The sequence below is a fragment of the Azospirillum sp. B510 genome, from assembly GCF_000010725.1.
Taxonomy (GTDB): Bacteria; Pseudomonadota; Alphaproteobacteria; order Azospirillales; family Azospirillaceae; genus Azospirillum; species Azospirillum lipoferum_B.
In genome coordinates this window covers 765711-783317 of sequence record NC_013855.1, presented here as the reverse complement: position 1 = coordinate 783317, position 17607 = coordinate 765711, and the positions used below count along the sequence as shown (strand labels likewise).

Genomic DNA, 17607 nt, shown 5'->3' with positions numbered 1-17607 from the left:
AGAGCCATCGCGGGGGGACGGAGCGACGTTTGCCACCCGCAGGCAGACATGAAGCACGAGCAGCCCCTCATGGCAGTGAAGGACTCCCAATCGTTTTATTTCCAAGCTTTGAGCTTAAAAGATATTCGATGCCGTATTTTTATGCCCCGAATTGGCGATTTCCGTATGAATGAACTACGGCAAAGTCTTATTCAACCGAAAAGCAACCTAGGGAAGTAATATATCACAGAATTTCATTCATTAGCTTGTCCTTCTTTACTTTTGTATGCTAAAACGGATAGTGTCCGCGAACGTGGTGGAAATTTGGTGATCGCCCGGGGGGGGTGGGGCATGCCCCACCCCCCGGGCGGCGGCTTGCGCGAAAGAGGTGGTCATTGGGCCGGTCGGCTAGCCGGGAAAATTCATGAGGGTTGGCGGGTGTAGCGGCATCCGTTGAGCGGCCGTAGGATTTGGGTGCTGACGCCAACTCCTGCCGTTTCCGGAGCGCCCACCCGCCATGGTTGATCATACCCTGCCGCTGCCCGGCCTGTCACCCGTTGCTGGAAAGCCGGTGATCGGGCGCTTTGATGGCGGCCGCCTGTCCTCCGATGGCGGGCTGCTGGTGCTGCGGGAGGTGGCGAAGCGGCTGCGGATTGCCGATCGGCTGGCCGCCTGTATTGAGGACCCGCGCGATCCAACGCGCACCGTGCATTCGCTGGCCGACATCATCGGCTTTCGCCTGCTGGCCATCGCGGCGGGCTACGAGGACGGCAACGACGCCGGCAGCCTACGCTCCGACCCGCTGTTCAAGATGGCCCTGGAACGCCTGCCGTCCGAGCGTGACCTTTGCTCGCAAGCCACCATCTCGCGCCTGGAGAACCTGCCGGATACCCGCGCACTGCTGCGCATGGGCCGAGCCATGGTCGATCTCTACTGCGCGTCCTTTCGCCAGGTGCCCAAGCGCATCGTGCTGGATGTAGACGACACCTTCGACACGGTGCATGGCGGTCAGCAGTTGCGCCTGTTCAACGCCCATTATGACGAGTACGGCTTCCAGCCCATCGTTGTCTTCGACGGCAACGGCCGCTTTGTCACCGCTGTGCTGCGCCCAGCCAAGCGGCCCAAGGGGACGGAGATCCGGACCTTCCTGCGTCGCCTGCTCCGCGCCATTCGGGCAAACTGGCCCAAGACCGAGATCCTGCTGCGCGCCGACGGCCATTACGCCTGCCCGGAGGTGCTGGACTGGTGCGAGGCGGAGGGGCTCGACTACGTGCTCGGTCTGCCGACCAGCAGCACACTGCGCCGTCACGTCACCACGCTGGAGGCCAGCACCGCGGCGCGCTTCCAGGCCATGCCCGGAGCCGACAAGGTGCGCCGCTTCAAGGAATTCTATGACGGGGCCAGCACCTGGAGCCGGGTCCGCCGCATCGTCGCGCGCGTCGAGGCAGGAGACCAGGGCACCGACAGCCGCTTCATCGTCACCAACCTACGCCACGGCACGGGTCGCTGGCTGTATGCCGGCCTGTATTGCGCGAGGGGACAGGCGGAAAATCATATAAAAGCCTGGAAATCCCACCTTGCCGCAGACCGGACCTCCTGCACCAAGGCGACGGCCAACCAGTTCCGCCTGTTCCTGCACGCCGGGGCGTACTGGCTGCTGTGGAGCCTGCGCTCGCTGATGCCGAAACGCTCCCGCTGGCGCACGGTGCAATTCGACACCTTGCGGCTGCGCTTGGTGAAGACCGCCGCGCGTATCGTGGAGATGAAGACGCAGATCAAGGTGCACCTGCCGACCAGCGCGCCTGATCAGGCGATCATCCACCTCGCCCTCGGCCGCATGCCCCGGCTCATCTGCTGAGCACCGGGGCAGCGTGCCCCAGCCGTCACCCAATCCCCTCCACCACCAACTCCGACACCGTCACGCCGCCGTCAGCGCGGCGGCCGACGACGCGCGCCCATACAGCCCAACGTTGATCATCTCAACGCGGCGACCAGACCGCTCGCCACCCTGGTGAATAAAGGCGGCTAGAGTGGAGTTGCGACACTTCCTCTTGCCCGAAGGCCCCCCAATGACCGAGGACAGTATGGCACTGGCAGACCTGCTCCAGAAGGCCGGCGACAGCGATTTTCTGCGCGCCGTCGCCGAGACGGTGCTGCATGCTGATGGAAGCCGACGTCGAAGGCCAGATCGGCGCCGGGCGTCACGAACGGAGCGCCGAGCGGCAGACCTACCGCAACGGCTACCGCGACCGGGCGCTGGATACGCGCCTGGGCACGCTGAACCTGCGCATCCCCAAGCGCCAGGGCAGCTACTTCCCGCCCTTCCTGGAGGCCCGCAAGACCAGCGAGAAAGCCCTGGTGGCGGTGATCCAGGAAGCCTGGATCGGCGGTGTCTCGACCCGCTGCGTTGACGAGTTGGCCCAGGCGATGGGGCTGTCGGGGATCTCGAAGTCGACGGTCTCCAAGCTGTGCCGAGACATCGACGAGCGGGTCAACGCCTTCCTCGACCGTCCGCTGGAGGGCGACTGGCCTTACCTGGGGTGACGCCATAGAATGGGCGAGAATATACGCTAAGCGGACAAAGCCGGAACATCATGCGGCCAGGAGTTCGGTTGGAGCGCGCAGCGGGCGGTATCCCGACGTGCCCGGCACCCGGTCCGCACTCCAGAGATAGTCGCCGGTCAGGTTGATGTGTTGCCATCCCAGCGGCGCGAGATGGCTCAACAACTCGTCGGGAATGCGCTCACCCCCGGCGCGCAGGACATCGATGGCCCGCTCCATGTAGACGGTGTTCCACAGGATGATCGCGGCCACGACCAGGTTGAGGCCGCCGGCGCGGTGCTGCTGGTTCTCCGGCGTCCGGTCGCGGATGCGTCCAAGGCGGTGGAAACACACGGCGCGGGCGAGCGCGTTGCGGGACTCCCCCTTGTTCAACTCGGTCGTGGCTTGGCGGCGAAGTGCCGGATTTTGCAGCCACTCCAAGCTGAAAGCTGTCCGCTCGATGCGCCCGATCTCCCGGAGAGCCAAGGCCAATCCGTTCTGCCGAGGGTAGGAGCCGAGCCGTTTCAGCATCAGCGACGCCGGCACGGTGCCGGTCCGAATCGAGGTGGCCAGCCGCAGCAGGTCTTCCCAGTGCGCCTGGATCAGCGCCTCGTCGATCCGCCCGGCGATGAACGGCTCCAGGGTCGGCCAGGTTGCCGCCGGCCCGAAGGTGTAAAGGCGCCGATCGTGCAGGTTGGGGATGCGCGGCGCAAAGCGGAAGCCAAGGAGATGGCACAGCGCGAAGACATGGTCCGAAACGCCGCCTCCATCGACATGGTGGACGGCGATCCCGATGTCCGCGCCATGGTAGAGCAGGCCGTCGATGACGTGGGCCGCCTCGCTCTCCGCCACCGAGATCGCCTTGGTGTGGTAGGGCGCGTAACGGTCCGAGACGTGGGTGTAGAAGGAGATCGCCGGGCCGGACCCCTTGTGCGGGTTGACGGCCCCGGTTATCTCGCCGCGCCCGCCGAGCGGGAAGTGCTGGCCATCGGAACTGGAGGCCGTTCCGCCGCCGAAGCGGGCGGCCAGGGGCTGCGCCTGCTGGGCCGCCACGATCCGGGCCAGAGCCCGGCCGTAGGCGTCCTCGCTGACATGCCACCCCGCCGTCCAGGCGAGCCGCTTGTAACTGGCGACACTGCACGCCTCGGTCATGCGCGTCAGTCCAAGATTGGTGGCGTCGGCCAACACGGCGGTCAGGACGACGCGGCGGTCCTCGGCCGGCAGGCCGGTGCGCAGATGGGTGAAGCAGTCGACGGCGCCGGTCCACTCGGCGACCTCGTCGAGGAGATCGGTGATCCGCACCCGCGGCAGCAACGCGTAGACCCGGTCGGCCAGCCGTTCCGCGTCTTCCGGCGTCGCCGCTTGCAGCGGGGAGATCTTGAGGGTGTCGCCGCTGAAGCGAACATCCACAAGCTGGTCCCGGGCGGCCTTGTCGCAGACCTCGCGCAGCCGCGCTTCCAGCATCTCCTTCCGGTCCTGGAGGTAGCGCGTGGCGTCGGTCGCCACCGCCACCGGCAGCGGGCCGGCCTCCCGCATCTCGGCGAACAGCGGCTTCGAAATGAGCTGATCCTCGACGGCCCGGTACTGCCGGCTGCCGACCACCCAGACGTCGCCGGCGCGCAGCCGGTCCCGAAGCTCCGCGAAGAGGCACAGCTCGTAGGCTTGGCCATCGATGGCGCCGTCGCGGAAGACGGCGGACCGCCAGCTCCGTCGGATGAAACCGGTCGGGATGTCCTTCGGCAGGGTTCGCCGACTGCCGGCGTAGAAGGTACGCAGCGTCGCGACAGCACGGAGCAGCCCGGTCACGGCGGCGATGCCCTGGAACTCGAAGGCGTCCAGGAACAGCGGGCCGACCCGCCGCAGCAGCGCATGGTTCGCTTCGGCGAGCGCGAGGTAGTCCGGACCATCGTCCCGGGTCAGCCCCCTGGCTTCCGCGACGACCTCGGCGAACCGGTCCCAGGGGATCACCTTGTCCATCGCGGCGAAGGCGTCGGTTCCGGTTTTCCTGGCGTCGATCAGGGCGTCGCCGAGCTTGGCCAGCAGGCGCACCTTGTCGTTCATGGACCGGGCGTTGTTCCGGAGTTCGGCCGAAGCGCGCCGCTCGGCCCGCCGGAACATCCGTCCGATCAGCCGATCGAAGAGGCCGATGGCCTCGTCGGTGAGGCGAGCGATCGTGTCCAGCACCGTCACGACCAGGACGGCGTGGCGGCGGAGCGGACCGAGCGCCCGGAGGTGCTGGGCGGTCAGGCGGCTTCCCTCGCGGGCGAGCTGCCGGATCCGGTCGGCATGAACGCCATCGGTCGCCGCGGGGTCGATCCCCACCTGCCGGAGATGCCGAAGTTGGTCGACCAGGCGCGCCATGGACCGATGACCGGGCGCGCCGGGCGGCTGCCGGGTCCAGGCCAGGGAGCTGACCGCGGTTCCCGGATGGTTGTCCAGCAGCGCGTCCAATGCCGTGCAGCGTTCCGGAGACAGGGTGGAGTTCAGCTTGGCGGCGGCGTGGCGTTCCGCCAGCAGGAGGGCAGTGGCCACCATGCGCTCGATCGTGGTGGTTCCCGGGGCGGCAATGCGTCGCCGCCGCAACTCGGCCATCAGCGCCTCGGCGACCGTGATCGCGCTGACCGTCGCCAGGGCGATCGGCACCAGCCACGCCGAGAGTTCGCGATGATCGGGCTGGGTGAAGGTGCTGAATCCGAAGGCCTCGTGCAGCGCGTCCAGCTGATCGTAGCGGGTCGGTGCACGGGCCGCATAGTCGGCGAGGGTGTCCGGGTCGATGTCCAGCTGCTCCGCCAGGAATGCGACAATCGTCGGCGGGACCAGCTCGCCGGGCCGGATCAGCCGGCCGGGATAGCGCAGGGCGCAGAGCTGTAGGGCGAAGCCGAGACGGTTGTGCGGCCGGCGGCGCCGGGCGATGACCGCCAAATCGTCGGGGCCGAGGGTGTAGTGGCGGATGAGGTCGGCCTCGGCGGTGGGCAGGGCGAACAGGGCGGTGATCTGGGCGTCGGTGAGGACGCGGCGGCGCGGCATGGAGGAGCTGTCCCAGTTGGAGTATTGTCTGTTTTGGCTGGCGGCGACCCTAGCCGGGACGCGGGTTTGCCGGGCATGAATCCGGGAGGGTTCAAATGGGACAGCGTGCCGCCCTCTACTGCCGGGTCTCCACCGCCGACCAGTCCTGCGCGCGACAAGAGCGCGACCTCCTCGCCTTCGCCGCCCGCGCCGACTACCAAGTGGTGGGCGTTTTCAAGGGTCGCAGTTATCGTCTGATCGGCCGGGAACTGGGGCTCAGCAAGAATACCGTGACGGATATCGTGAAACGGCACCGTGATGTGGCTGAGGCCAACGAATGAATTCGGCAGTTCATCTCGCCCCTGTCCTTTATGGCTTACCCCTGGGTATCGACGTTCTACGAGCCGAGGCAGCTTGCGAGGGCCACCGATTCCTGGAGCGGCTCGTGACCGAGTGGATATCGCACAGGCAGCGCTTCGCCCGTGAAGGAGAGGTATTGCTCGCCGCCTATGTTGGAAGCGAACTGGCTGGTATCGGAGGGATGACCATCGATTCTGCTGTAATGGGCGCCTTACGTATGCGGCGCTTCTATGTGCGACCGTCGCTTCGGCACCGCGGCATCGGCCGCAAGTTGGCCCTCTCTCTTCTTGAGAGATCCCAATCCTTGGAATGCCAAGTGATGGTCAACGCCGGCACCGCTGATGCCTCGGCATTCTGGGAAGCGCTTGGTTTCATGCCGGATCCATGCAACGGCCACACGCATATTTTCCATCCGCGGAATAGCTGTTGGCGTCCACACGTCAGTCCAAGCGGTGGTGCCATCAGCCGCGAGCGTTCCTGATTTGTCCGCTTAGCGTATATTCTTGCCCGTCCTATGGCGTCACCCCGCTTCGTGCCATGATCGCGGCGACCTGCTCGCGCCGGTTCTGGTCGCGTCGGCTGTAGGCGATGAAGTCGTCCGGTTCGGCGGCCACCTGCCGGGCCGCGAACTCCAGCAGCGCGGTGGGTGGGCGCTCTTCCGGTCCGGGAATCCGCCCCGGATGATGGAGATAGCAGAGCAGAACCGCGCAGCCCAGGCGGGTGTGCGGCGTCCGCCGGAGGGCAATGATATCGAGGTCGTCCCGGCCGAGGGTGTAGTGGCGCACCATGGCGCGCTCATCGTCCGGGACCGCCAGAAAGCTCGCCCATTGCTCCTCGGTCAGCAGCCGCCGACGCGCCATACTCATCCCCTCCGTTCGTGTCGGCGGGACCATAGTGAAACCGAGGCTGCGCTGTCACGGTACACCCGAAAGGAATGAGGAAGCCTGAAAGTCGCGCCAGCCCCTTTCTGCGACATCGGCCGGACACCCAGACAGCTCCTTTTCGCGACACCCGTTCACGGGAGAATTCTACCGTGCGCATCGCCGCACGCGCGAAAAATATGATCGCCGCCGGCATGCCGACGAGGTGGCTATAGCCCTTTTCGCGACACTCTGATCCGCCTGGATCAGAGTGTCCGTTTCGCCACCCTTTGACGGACACGGTGCCTGAGCGAGCAAGGGGGAGGCCCGAGCCTCCCCCATTGCCGGTTCAGAGCGTCACGAACCAGGTGCTCGACACCGCGGCAGGCTGGATGCCGACCAGGGTGACGATATCGCTGGTCCCATAGACGATCACCGCGTCGCCATTGGCGTTGGTGTCCACACTGTAGCTCTGGCCGGCCGCCAGACCGATCCGGTCGCCCTGCGCCGCGTCGAAGTCGGTGATGGTGTCCTGGCCGTCCCCGGAGGCGAATACGAACAGATCGGCGCCGCTGCCGCCGGTCAACATGTCGGTGCCCAGGCCGCCCAGCAGGGTGTCATTGCCGGCGGCGCCATCGAGCGTGTCGTTCCCGGCATTCCCCGTCAGCCAGTTGTCCAGCCCGTTGCCGATGCCAACGGCATCGCCGCCGCCCTGGAACAGCAGCCGCTCCACATTGTCGCCCAGCGTGAAGGCCGACAGGGTGGTGCGAACCTCGTCGATGCCGGCATCGGCCCCTTCGATCACCGTGTCGCCGACGCTGTCGACCACATAGACGTCGTCGCCGAGCCCGCCGATCAGGGTATCGGCACCCAGTCCACCATCCAGCGTGTCAGCGCCCGCACCACCCGCAATCAGGTTGTCCAGTGCATTGCCGGTGCCGGCGAACGCCGCCACGCCCGTGTAGGTCAGGGTTTCCACCCCGTCGGTCAGGGTGTAGCCGGTCAGGGCGGTCCGCACCTCATCGATGCCTTCGCCGGCCAGTTCGACCACCTGATCGCCGAGGCCTCCGACGAGATAGACGTCGTTGCCGGCCCCACCGATCAGCAGGTTGCTCCCAGCCCCACCATCCAGGGTGTCGGCCCCATCTCCGCCGCTGAGCGTGTCGTTGCCGAGGTCGCCGGTCAGCAAATTGTCGAGTGCATTGCCGGTGCCGGCAAAGTCGCCGGTGCCGGTGTAGGTCAGGGCCTCGATGTTGGCGCCCAGCAGATAGCTCGAGAGGCTGGTGCGGACTTCGTCGGTGCCCTGGCCGGCCAACTCCGTCACCACGTCGCCGGCATTGTCGACGATGTAGACGTCGTTGCCCGCCCCGCCGGCCATGCTGTCTGCTCCCAGCCCGCCGTCCAGCAGGTTGGCGCCGCTGTTGCCGGTCAGCACGTTGTTCAGCTCGTTGCCGGTGGCGCTGATCGCCGCCGATCCGGTCAGCGTCAGGTTCTCGATGTTGGCGCCCAGCGTCCAGTTGATCGAGGCGTTCACCGTGTCGATCCCTTCGCCGACCAGTTCCGTCACCACGTCGCCGGCATTGTCGACGACGTAGAGGTCGTTGCCGGTACCGCCGATGAGCGTGTCGGCCCCGCCGCCGCCGTTCAGCGTGTCGTCGCCCTCCAGACCGGTCAGCAGGTTGGCCGCCCCATTGCCGGTCAGCAGGTTGTTCAGCGCATTGCCGGTGCCGGTGAGGGCGGCTGAGCCGGTCAGGGTGAGGTTCTCGAAGTCGGCCAACAGGGTGTGGCTGATCGAACTCTGCACGGTGTCGATGCCCTCGTCGGGCAGTTCCACCAGCACGTCGCCGACGTTGTCAACGACATAGGTGTCGTTGCCGGTGCCGCCGATCAGGGTATCGGCGCCGGCCCCGCCGTTCAGCGTGTCGTTGCCGTCCAGCCCGGTCAGCAGATCGGCTCCTGCGCCGCCGGTCAGGCTGTTGTTCAGGGCATTGCCGGTGAAGGTAACGGGACCGGTGCCGGTGTAGACGAGGTTCTCGACGTTAGCCACAAGGGTGTAGCTGGCGAGGCTGGTGCGCACCGTATCGGTGCCTTGGCCGGCCAGTTCGGTGACGACATCACCTGCGTTGTCGACGATGTAGGTGTCATTGCCGGTGCCGCCGATCAGCGTGTCGGCCCCGGCTCCGCCATCCAGCGTGTCGTTGCCGGCGTCGCCGGTCAGGCTGTCGTTGCCCGCTCCGCCGATGATGAGGTTGTTGCCGGTGTTGCCAATGCCGGTGAAGGCTGCCGTCCCAGTGTAGGTGAGGTTTTCGATATTGGCCGCCAGAGTGTAGCTGGACAGACCAGTGCGCACTTCGTCGGTTCCCTCACCGGCGTTCTCAACAATGACGTCGCCGATGTCGCTCACGAGGTAAGTGTCGTTGCCGGCACCGCCGCGCAGGGTGTCGATCCCGGCGCCACCGTCCAAAGTGTCGTTTCCGGCACCGCCCTGGAGGATGTTTGCCAACCCATTGCCGGTCCCGGTGAAGGCTCCGCTGCCGATGAAGGTCAGGTTCTCGACGTTGGCGCCCAGGGTGTAGGCGTTCAGCGTCGTGCGCACCTCGTCGGTGCCTTCGTTAGCCAGTTCGGTCACCACGTCGCTGACATTATCGACGACATAGACATCGTCACCGATGCCACCCACCAACGAATCCGTTCCGCTTCCACCATCCAGCGTGTCGTTGCCCGTACCACCGATCAGGGTGTCGTTCCCTGCGCCACCGAATGCAGTGAGTGGTCCGGACAGTGACGTCCACAGACGATCATTGCCGACATTCCCATAGACCACCTCAAAACCACTGCCACCAACGTCCAGGGTCAGGGCCGTTGGGGAGTCGAAAATCAGCGTGTCGACACCAGCGCCCCCGATGAAAACATCCCCCGCGCCTCCGACAATGGTGTCATTTCCGTTGCCTCCGTCGAGGTAATCGGAACTCCCGTTGCCCTGAAGCAGATCATCTCCATCGAGCCCGAAGATCCGAGTTCGGCTAATGCCTGCGACAAGCGTGTCGTTGCCCAAGCTGCCATACAGGGTGTCGTAGGGGAAAGCCGTCTTCAAAACCCGCGACTGGATCCCCTGGCTGCTCCCATCCGGAGAAGCCCAGGCGGTGACGATGCTGCCGTCGTCGCGGACGGCCATGGCTTGCTGATACTGGTTGCCCGCGGTCGTATCGGTCAGGAGGAACTCGCCGCCGACACGCACGGCATTGGCGTCGTAACGCTGCCCGAATATACCGGCACCGCTGCCATCCTGGTTGTCGCCCGCCGTGTACATCACCAGAAAGCCACCGTCGGGCAAGGATGCCATCCGGCTGTCGTGCTGATTGGCAGCAGTTGCGGTGTTGACTAGGAATTCCCCGCCGACTTTGCCTCCGGCCGCGTTGTAGCGTTGTCCGAAGATGCCGTTCCCGCCACCGTCCTGATTGGCCGAGGTCCAGGTCACGACGAAGCCACCGTCGGGCAGCGCCACCGCGCTCGGCAGCTGCTGGTCATAGGCGGTGGTCGCATTGACCTGGAAGACACTCCCCTGCATCGCTCCGGTCGCATCGAACCGTTGCCCAAAGATGCCCGTGCCGCTGCCGTCCGGCTTCTTCCACAAGGCAACGAAGCCGCCATCGGCCAAGCCCGTGATCGTCGGCGACCAATTCACCCCCACCCCGCCCCCGACGGTGCCGACCAGGAAGTCCTGGCCGACCGCGGCTCCCGCAGCATCGAAGCGGCGGGCGTTGATCGACTGGACGGTTCCGTCCGCGTTCATGGTGAACCAAGAGACGAGGTGTCCACCGCCGGCAAGCGGACTAACCGTAGGCCAAATCTGGCTTCCAGCAATGGTAGAATTGACGGTGAACTCGCTACCAGACGCGTTTCCGGCCGCGTCATAGCGCTGACCGACGATGTCGACATTTGGATTTGTCCCGGTCTGCCAGTAGACGACGAAGCTACCGTCGGAGTTGGCCAGGACCGTCGGCATCGCCTGGTCCCCAGCGGTGGTGGTGTTGATGCGGAACTCGCCGCCGACAGGATTGCCGGACGCATCCAGCCGACGCCCGTACACGCCGGCGCCGCTGCCATCCTGGCCCATGGACATCCAGACGATCACCGAGCTGCCGTCGTGGAAGGAGGCGATGTTGGGAACGCTTTGGTCGTTCGCCGTCGTCGTGTTCACCCAGCGCTCGCCACTCGGCAAAATTCCGGGGAGTACCGGGGCGATGATGCGCGACTGGATCCCCTGGCTGCTCCCATCCGGAGAAGCCCAGGCGGTGACGATGCTGCCGTCGTCGCGGACAGCCATGGCTTGCTGATACTGGTTGCCCGCGGTCGTATCGGTCAGGCGGAACTCGCCGCCGACACGCACGGCATTGGCGTCGTAACGCTGCCCGAATATACCGGCACCGCTGCCATCCTGGTTGTCGCCCGCCGTGTACATCACCAGAAAGCCACCGTCGGGCAAGGATGCCATCCGGCTGTCGTACTGATTGGCAGCAGTTGCGGTGTTGACCAGGAATTCCCCGCCGACTTTGCCTCCGGCCGCGTTGTAGCGTTGTCCGAAGATGCCGTTCCCGCCACCGTCCTGATTGGCCGAGGTCCAGGTCACGACGAAGCCACCGTCGGGCAGCGCCACCGCGCTCGGCAGCTGCTGGTCATAGGCGGTGGTCGCATTGACCTGGAAGACACTCCCCTGCATCGCTCCGGTCGCATCGAACCGTTGCCCAAAGATGCCCGTGCCGCTGCCGTCCGGCTTCTTCCACAAGGCAACGAAGCCGCCATCGGCCAAGCCCGTGATCGTCGGCGACCAATTCACCCCCACCCCGCCCCCGACGGTGCCGACCAGGAAGTCCTGGCCGACCGCGGCTCCCGCAGCATCGAAGCGACGGGCGTTGATCGACTGGACGGTTCCGTCCGCGTTCATGGTGAACCAAGAGACGAGGTGTCCACCGCCGGCAAGCGGACTAACCGTAGGCCAAATCTGGCTTCCAGCAATGGTAGAATTGACGGTAAACTCGCTACCAGACGCGTTTCCGGCCGCGTCATAGCGCTGACCGACGATGTCGACATTTGGATTTGTCCCGGTCTGCCAGTAGACGACGAAGCTACCGTCGGAGTTGGCCAGGACCGTCGGCATCGCCTGGTCCCCAGCGGTGGTGGTGTTGATGCGGAACTCGCCGCCGACAGGATTGCCGGACGCATCCAGCCGACGCCCGTACACGCCGGCGCCGCTGCCATCCTGGCCCATGGACATCCAAACGATCACCGAGCTGCCGTCGTGGAAGGAGGCGATGTTGGGAACGCTTTGATCATTCGCCGTCGTCGTGTTCACCCAGCGCTCAGACTGAAAAGTCCATGAACTCAAGTTGGACGCCATCGCTGATTCTCCTAGTAATGTTCTGATTGTATTTTCTGACCGTGCAATTCGGACTTCTATCCGCCAAAAGTCTTTCCGACGGACAGGTCTTTCAGGTTCCACATCGCGGCTACGGCAGGCGGACGTTCAATCTGCCGATCATGTCGCGCGACCGAAGGGCGTATTTATTTCATTTCTTCCCGTTAGGATGGACATTGGACAGCAGCACCCTAAGCAAATGGAGAGTTAGCTGTACCGATCGAATGCACATGAAGTCAATTCTTGCGTGAGTTGAGCAACATGACATTGCTCGTCCGCCAATCGGCCGTTTGACAGCCAGCCGCCAAACTGTCCGGAAACCCGCGTTGACGACGGCTTTCCGGACACATAGTTTGTCGGACGGGTTTCCGGACAAACGGAGCGGATGGTGGCCAACATCGGCTATGCCAGAGTCTCGACCGCTGATCAGGAACCGGCTCTGCAACTCGACGCCTTGGCCAAGGCGGACTGCGAACGGGTCTTTCAGGATCAAGCATCCGGAGCCAAGGCTGATCGACCTGGGCTGGCGGCGGCCATCGCCTTCGCGCGGGCCGGCGACAGTCTGGTGGTCTGGAAGCTGGACCGTCTCGGCCGGTCGCTGCCGCACCTGATCGAGACCGTGAACATGCTGGAGGCCCGTGGCGTCGGCTTTCGGTCGCTGACCGAAGCGATCGACACGACCACACCCGGCGGCCGGCTGGTGTTCCACATCTTCGGCGCTCTTGGCCAATTCGAGCGTGACCTCATCCGGGAACGGACCCGTGCCGGTTTGGTCGCTGCCGTCGCCCGTGGCCGGAAGGGCGGGCGCACGCCGGTGGTGACCGAGGACAAGCTACGGAACTACACAATCGCCTCAAGATCACAAAACAACGCACCTAATTTGGCGTAGTTCCTAAGATCTGCGTGAACCCCTGTCCACTGAACCGGGGCAAGATCAGTACCGGGCCTTCGGGATCTTGTGGCGGCGGGGTTCGTTGGCCTTGTCCGGCATCAGCGGCTCGACTTCAGCGGCCCGCCTCTATACCCGCTCGCCTTCCTGACCACCAGCCCGGGCTTTGTGGACCAACGTCCATCGGATCGGCCATATGCTCATTACAGTAGTACAAAAGTATTCAGAGAACCCCTCAGAATTGTTAATGACGATTCATTATCAACACTTCACGTGGTTGATAATGAACGGCTCAGTTGGGTTCCGGCCCCCTATCAAAGGCAGCCATTGCTTCCGCAAAGAGCCTATCCTGAGTAAATACACATAAAAATTTGCTTTGAAGGTTCCCGTTCCCCGCATTCATAGGCATGAATTTATTCCAATGGAGCGCGCTAGCCAAGATAAGTAGTGCTTTCTATGAAACTCCGCCATGTTGACAGGTAATGCCTCCGTCAGTAGTTTCTGTCTCCGATCATACCGATCCGGGTTGCACTCTCATGGGGCAAGAGCCTCCGACAGCTTGGGAGGGTGGGATGAGACAGGGGAAATTCAGAATATTAAGCAGGAGTGGCCGATTACCGAGACAGGATTCGGTCCTTTATTGCCGATTCATGGATTATTTCGATGACTTCAAGAGAAGCAAGGACAAATCACATTTTCTAAGCAGGATCATAGACAGTGTGGGGCCGTTCAATGTCACATATTTTGGTACGCAGTGCACGTCTTCTCCCGACCGTCACGTGAATCTTCTGACGACATACAGTGAAAAATGGCGGATGCGCTATTTTGACCGTCGCTATGAAAACATCGACCCGGTGCTCAGCGCGGCGCGGCGCGCGACCATGCCGGTGGACTGGGATCAGCTTCCCAAAACCGACTCGGGTGTCGAGGACTTCATAGCCGATGCGCTCTGCTATGGCATCCGCCTCCAGGGCGTGACGTTTTCCTTGCGGGACATGCATCAGCGGCTTGCCATCGTCTCGTTGCAATCCAATGACGATCCCGCGGTCTGGCGGGTGCGCCGGCCGAGGATCATCCCCGATTTCATTCATTTCTCCCTCGCGCTGCACAGTGCGATGGTCAGCTCCGAACCCGACGATGCGGAAGAGGTTCCCTGCAAGCTCAGCCCCCGGGAGCGGGAGGTTCTGGACTGGGCATCGCGCGGCAAGACCAGCTGGGAAACCGGCATGGTTCTCGGCCTGAGCGAGAAGACGGTGAATTTCTATCTGCGCAATGCTTGCCAGAAAATGAATGCCGCGACCAAGGTCCAGGCCGCGGCGCAGGCGGTCCGTGAAGGGCTGATCTGACCGCCTGCGCCCCTTTGCCGTCTCCCTCCGCCATGCGGCGGAGGGAGACGCTTGTCCGATCGTTCGTCAGGCGCCGACCGACGCGCCGGACAGGCTCCGGGTTTCGATCTTCCCGTGGGGGTCACGCACCGGGATCCTGCCGGGACCGACCGCGCTCTGGCGCAGATCCTCGAGCAGAAACAGGTCGGGCCGGTGCAGCGGCGCGCGGCCGATCGACGGCTCCCAGGTGGCGAGCGCCTCGTCCTGCTCGACACCGTGGATGTAGCCGTGCTCCAGAAAGCGCTGCACGGTCTGTGTCAGGAGCTTCACGCCCAAAGGGCCGAGGGCGCGGCGCCAGAGATCCGCCGCCGTGTCCCCGACCTGCACGTGGACGTGCTCCTGGGCAAGGATCGGCCCACCGTCGATGCGGTTGTTCAGACGATAGACGGTGCCGCCCGTGATACGGTCGCGCATCCGGATGGTCCATTCGATCGCATCGCGCCCGCGGTGAACCGGCAGGAGTGACGGGTGATAGCCGATCGCTCCGTATCGGGCGCGCAGGCGCGTCCGTTCGCTGATGAAATCGTGGGAATGGGCGGCGACGATCAGGTCGACGTCGTCCGGCATGGTGCGCGAGGTCAGGGACCCCGCCTCGATGGTGTCGATACCGGCCTGCCGGGCCGCCTCCATCAGCCGGTCGCCGCGCGGCGCGCTGACGAGGACGACCTGTACCATCGGCGACAGGGCGCGAAACACTTCCGTGCCGAACCATTTCTGTCCTGCAATGACGATTTTCATTCGGGGGCTCCAAGTGTCCGAAGCAAAAGATGTCCGAAGCGGGATATCGGGATCGGGCGGTGTGCGGCTTCTCATCGCAGCGTGATGCCGTGGGTTGCGAGATACCCCAGCATAGCATGGCGGAACTGCTCCAAATCCTCCCCATCCAGCGTTCTTTCGCGGTCGGCGAGGAAATAGCGGAAGGTGTAGCTTTGCCCGTCCGGCCCCAAATCCTTGCTGCGATAGGTCATGAGGAATTCGCGTTTGCGCACCAGGCGATGGGTGAAGCCTTCGAGAACCGTTTCAAGCGCGGCAAACCCCCGCTCCGGATTCCAGAGGACCGAGAAATCCTGCGTGGAGCCTGGATATTCCGAAAAGGGTCTGAACGCGGCGGCCGGATAGCCGGGCTGGGTCAGCCGTTCCAGGTCGACCTCGAACCAGACCACCTGCCGCCCGGTCGCCACCTTGTCGCGGATCGGGCCGTACAGGACCCCGATCGTGCCGATCGGGCCTGTATCGTCGGCAAGCGTCGCCGTCAGGTCGGGCACCTGCCAGGGCAGGGTCGCGTCGGGCGGTTCGATCGGCAGCGTTCGCAGCCGTCCGCGTCCGGTGGCGGCGACGATCTTCTCCAGGATGCCCTTGATTTCGCGGTAATGGCTTTCGAGCGTGTCGTCGCGCCCGGCCCGCAGGCTGACGCCGCAGAGCCGGTCGACTTCGCGATGGGGGGTCGTGCTGGGCAGCACCACGCGGCCGATCTCGTAGATCGCGCAGTCGGTCCGATGGCCGGCATTGCTCCGTGCGACATCGAGGAGATTCGGCACGAGCGTCGTGCGCAACCGCCCCTTGTCGGGGGCCACCGGATTGCGCAGGCGCAGCGCGCCTTCGGGCTCGTAGCCGATCTCGCGCAGCCAGGTGTCGTCGGTCCACAGGTAGGTCTGCACCTCGGCGAAGCCGTGGCCGGTGGAGAGCAGCCGCCGGATTTTGCGCTGCCGCATCTGCCCGGCGTTCGGATCGACCGGCGCGATCCGCGCCGTCGGCAGCCGCGGGGCGATATTGGCATATCCAAAGATGCGCAGCACTTCCTCGACGATGTCTATCGGCAGCCCGATGTCCTGTCGGCTGCGGTGCGGCGGCACGGTGACGGCCAGCTGTCCGTCGCCGCGCTCGATCCCGAAGCCCAGCGCGCCCAGGATGCGGTCGATCTCGGCGTCGGGGATCGCGGTGCCGGCGTTGCGGCTGATCTCGTCGGTCCGCATCGTGATCCGGCGCGGGGTCAGCCCGGCGTCGCCCTGCACGCAAAGCCGGCTGCGGGCCGCCGGGGCGGCACCCCAGGCTTCGAGCAGCCGGAAGATGCGCGCCTGCGCGAGGCTCGCCATTCCCGGGGCCAGGCTCTTTTCGAAGCGCTGGCTCGCTTCCGTGCGCAGGCCCAGCCGGCCGGCGGTGCGGCGCACCCGTGCGGCGCGGAACTGCGCGGCTTCGATCAGAATCCTCGTCGAACCGTCGCCGACGGCGCTCCGCGCGCCGCCCATGATGCCGGCAAGGCCGACCGGCGTGTCGCCGGCGAAGACCACGAGATCCTCCGGCTCCAGCCGCCGCCCGCGTCCGTCCAGCGTGACGAAATCGCGGGCTTTGCCGGCCATGCGCACGGCAAGTCCGCTCACCACGTCGCGGTCGTAGGCATGGGTGGGCTGGCCGGTCTCCAGCATGACATAGTTGGTGGCGTCGACGAGGATACCGGCGGACCGGATGCCCATGAGCGCGAGGCGCGCCTGGACCGGCAGCGGCGTCACCGGCAGGTCCGCGACGTCCACTGCGAAGCCGGTCAGCACCTCGCAATCGCCGGCGGCTTCGTTGGCGACGGGCAGATCGGGCAAATCGCCGAACCGCGGCAGGTCGGCCGTGTCGAGCGGGGTGAGCGGACGCCGCAGGATGGCGGCAAGTTCACGCGCGAAGCCGTAGACGCCCCAGAGATCCGGCCTGTGGGTCGCGCTTTTGTTGTCGATCTCGATCAGCGTGTCGCCGGTCGGAATGAAGCGCGAGAGCGGGGTGCCCGGCGACGCGTCCGCGGGACAGAGGATCGGCCCGACGTCTTCGCCGAGACCGAGCGCCGCCATCGACACGAGGCCGCCTTCCCTGCATTCGCCGCCATTCGGCCAGGGGAAACCCGGCGGTCCATAGGCCACATGGCGCCCTTCGGCCAAGCCGGGTGCCGCGGCATGGCGCAGGGTCACGCGCTGCCCGCCACCGGCGTTGAGTTCGAGTTCGAGCCCGCCGTCGATCGGCCTGGCGGCGAGGATGCGGGCGACCACGGCGAAATCCGAGGCGATCTTCACCTCGGTCAGTCCCTCGACCTCGGCGCAGCTGACGGTGAGGCGCTCGGCGATCCCTTCGGGGGCGAGGCCGGTGAGATCGACGTGATCTCCCAGCCAATTCAAGGAGATGAGCATGTTCTTC

The 17607-nt window shown here is 65.1% G+C and carries 8 protein-coding genes and 3 pseudogenes; 6 read left to right on the top strand and 5 right to left on the bottom strand.

From position 1 onward, the window contains the following. Positions 1–496 precede the first annotated feature (496 nt). Both AZL_RS18605 and AZL_RS18600 read left to right on the top strand, forming a co-directional pair. On the top strand, positions 497–1837 hold the full coding sequence (locus AZL_RS18605) for an IS1380-like element ISAzs3 family transposase (protein ID WP_012973088.1): 1341 nt from the start codon (positions 497–499) through the stop codon (positions 1835–1837). Positions 1838–2048: 211 nt separating this feature from the next. Then, positions 2049–2517 (top strand): annotated as a pseudogene (locus AZL_RS18600) (transposase); the annotation flags it as partial. Between the two features lie 54 nt (positions 2518–2571). Here AZL_RS18600 and AZL_RS18595 read toward each other — a convergent pair. After that, on the bottom strand, positions 2572–5547 hold the full coding sequence (locus AZL_RS18595) for a Tn3-like element ISAzs29 family transposase (protein WP_012976033.1): 2976 nt from the start codon (positions 5545–5547) through the stop codon (positions 2572–2574). A gap of 95 nt (positions 5548–5642) precedes the next feature. On the opposite strand from AZL_RS18595, the pseudogene AZL_RS36620 reads away from it, so the two are divergent. Both AZL_RS36620 and AZL_RS34470 read left to right on the top strand, forming a co-directional pair. Next, positions 5643–5765, top strand: a pseudogene (locus tag AZL_RS36620) (recombinase family protein); the annotation flags it as partial. A gap of 98 nt (positions 5766–5863) precedes the next feature. Beyond that, positions 5864–6367 (top strand): GNAT family N-acetyltransferase, encoded by a 504-nt coding sequence (locus AZL_RS34470; RefSeq protein ID WP_012976031.1) that lies wholly within the window; start codon positions 5864–5866, stop codon positions 6365–6367. 43 nt (positions 6368–6410) lie between these two features. Here AZL_RS34470 and AZL_RS18585 read toward each other — a convergent pair. Both AZL_RS18585 and AZL_RS37530 read right to left on the bottom strand, forming a co-directional pair. Further along, positions 6411–6746 (bottom strand): annotated as a pseudogene (locus AZL_RS18585) (DUF4158 domain-containing protein); the annotation flags it as partial. A 349-nt stretch (positions 6747–7095) separates the two neighbouring features. After that, the gene (locus AZL_RS37530; protein ID WP_148219482.1) at positions 7096–12144 is read right to left on the bottom strand and encodes a beta strand repeat-containing protein; all 5049 of its coding nucleotides are present in this window, start codon (positions 12142–12144) and stop codon (positions 7096–7098) included. Between the two features lie 406 nt (positions 12145–12550). Here AZL_RS37530 and AZL_RS18575 point away from each other — a divergent pair, with 406 nt between their 5' ends. Further along, a complete protein-coding gene (locus AZL_RS18575; RefSeq protein WP_086935439.1) occupies positions 12551–13051 on the top strand; it encodes a recombinase family protein in 501 nt (166 codons plus the stop codon). Between the two features lie 482 nt (positions 13052–13533). Next, a complete protein-coding gene (locus AZL_RS34465; protein ID WP_012976027.1) occupies positions 13534–14397 on the top strand; it encodes a helix-turn-helix transcriptional regulator in 864 nt (287 codons plus the stop codon). A gap of 66 nt (positions 14398–14463) precedes the next feature. Here AZL_RS34465 and AZL_RS18565 read toward each other — a convergent pair whose 3' ends face one another. Further along, complete coding sequence (locus tag AZL_RS18565) at positions 14464–15174, bottom strand: formyltransferase family protein (protein WP_012976026.1); 711 nt, start codon at positions 15172–15174, stop codon at positions 14464–14466. Between the two features lie 71 nt (positions 15175–15245). Next, a complete protein-coding gene (locus AZL_RS18560) occupies positions 15246–17600 on the bottom strand; it encodes a phenylalanine--tRNA ligase subunit beta (protein ID WP_012976025.1) in 2355 nt (784 codons plus the stop codon). Between the last annotated feature and the right edge of the window lie 7 nt (positions 17601–17607).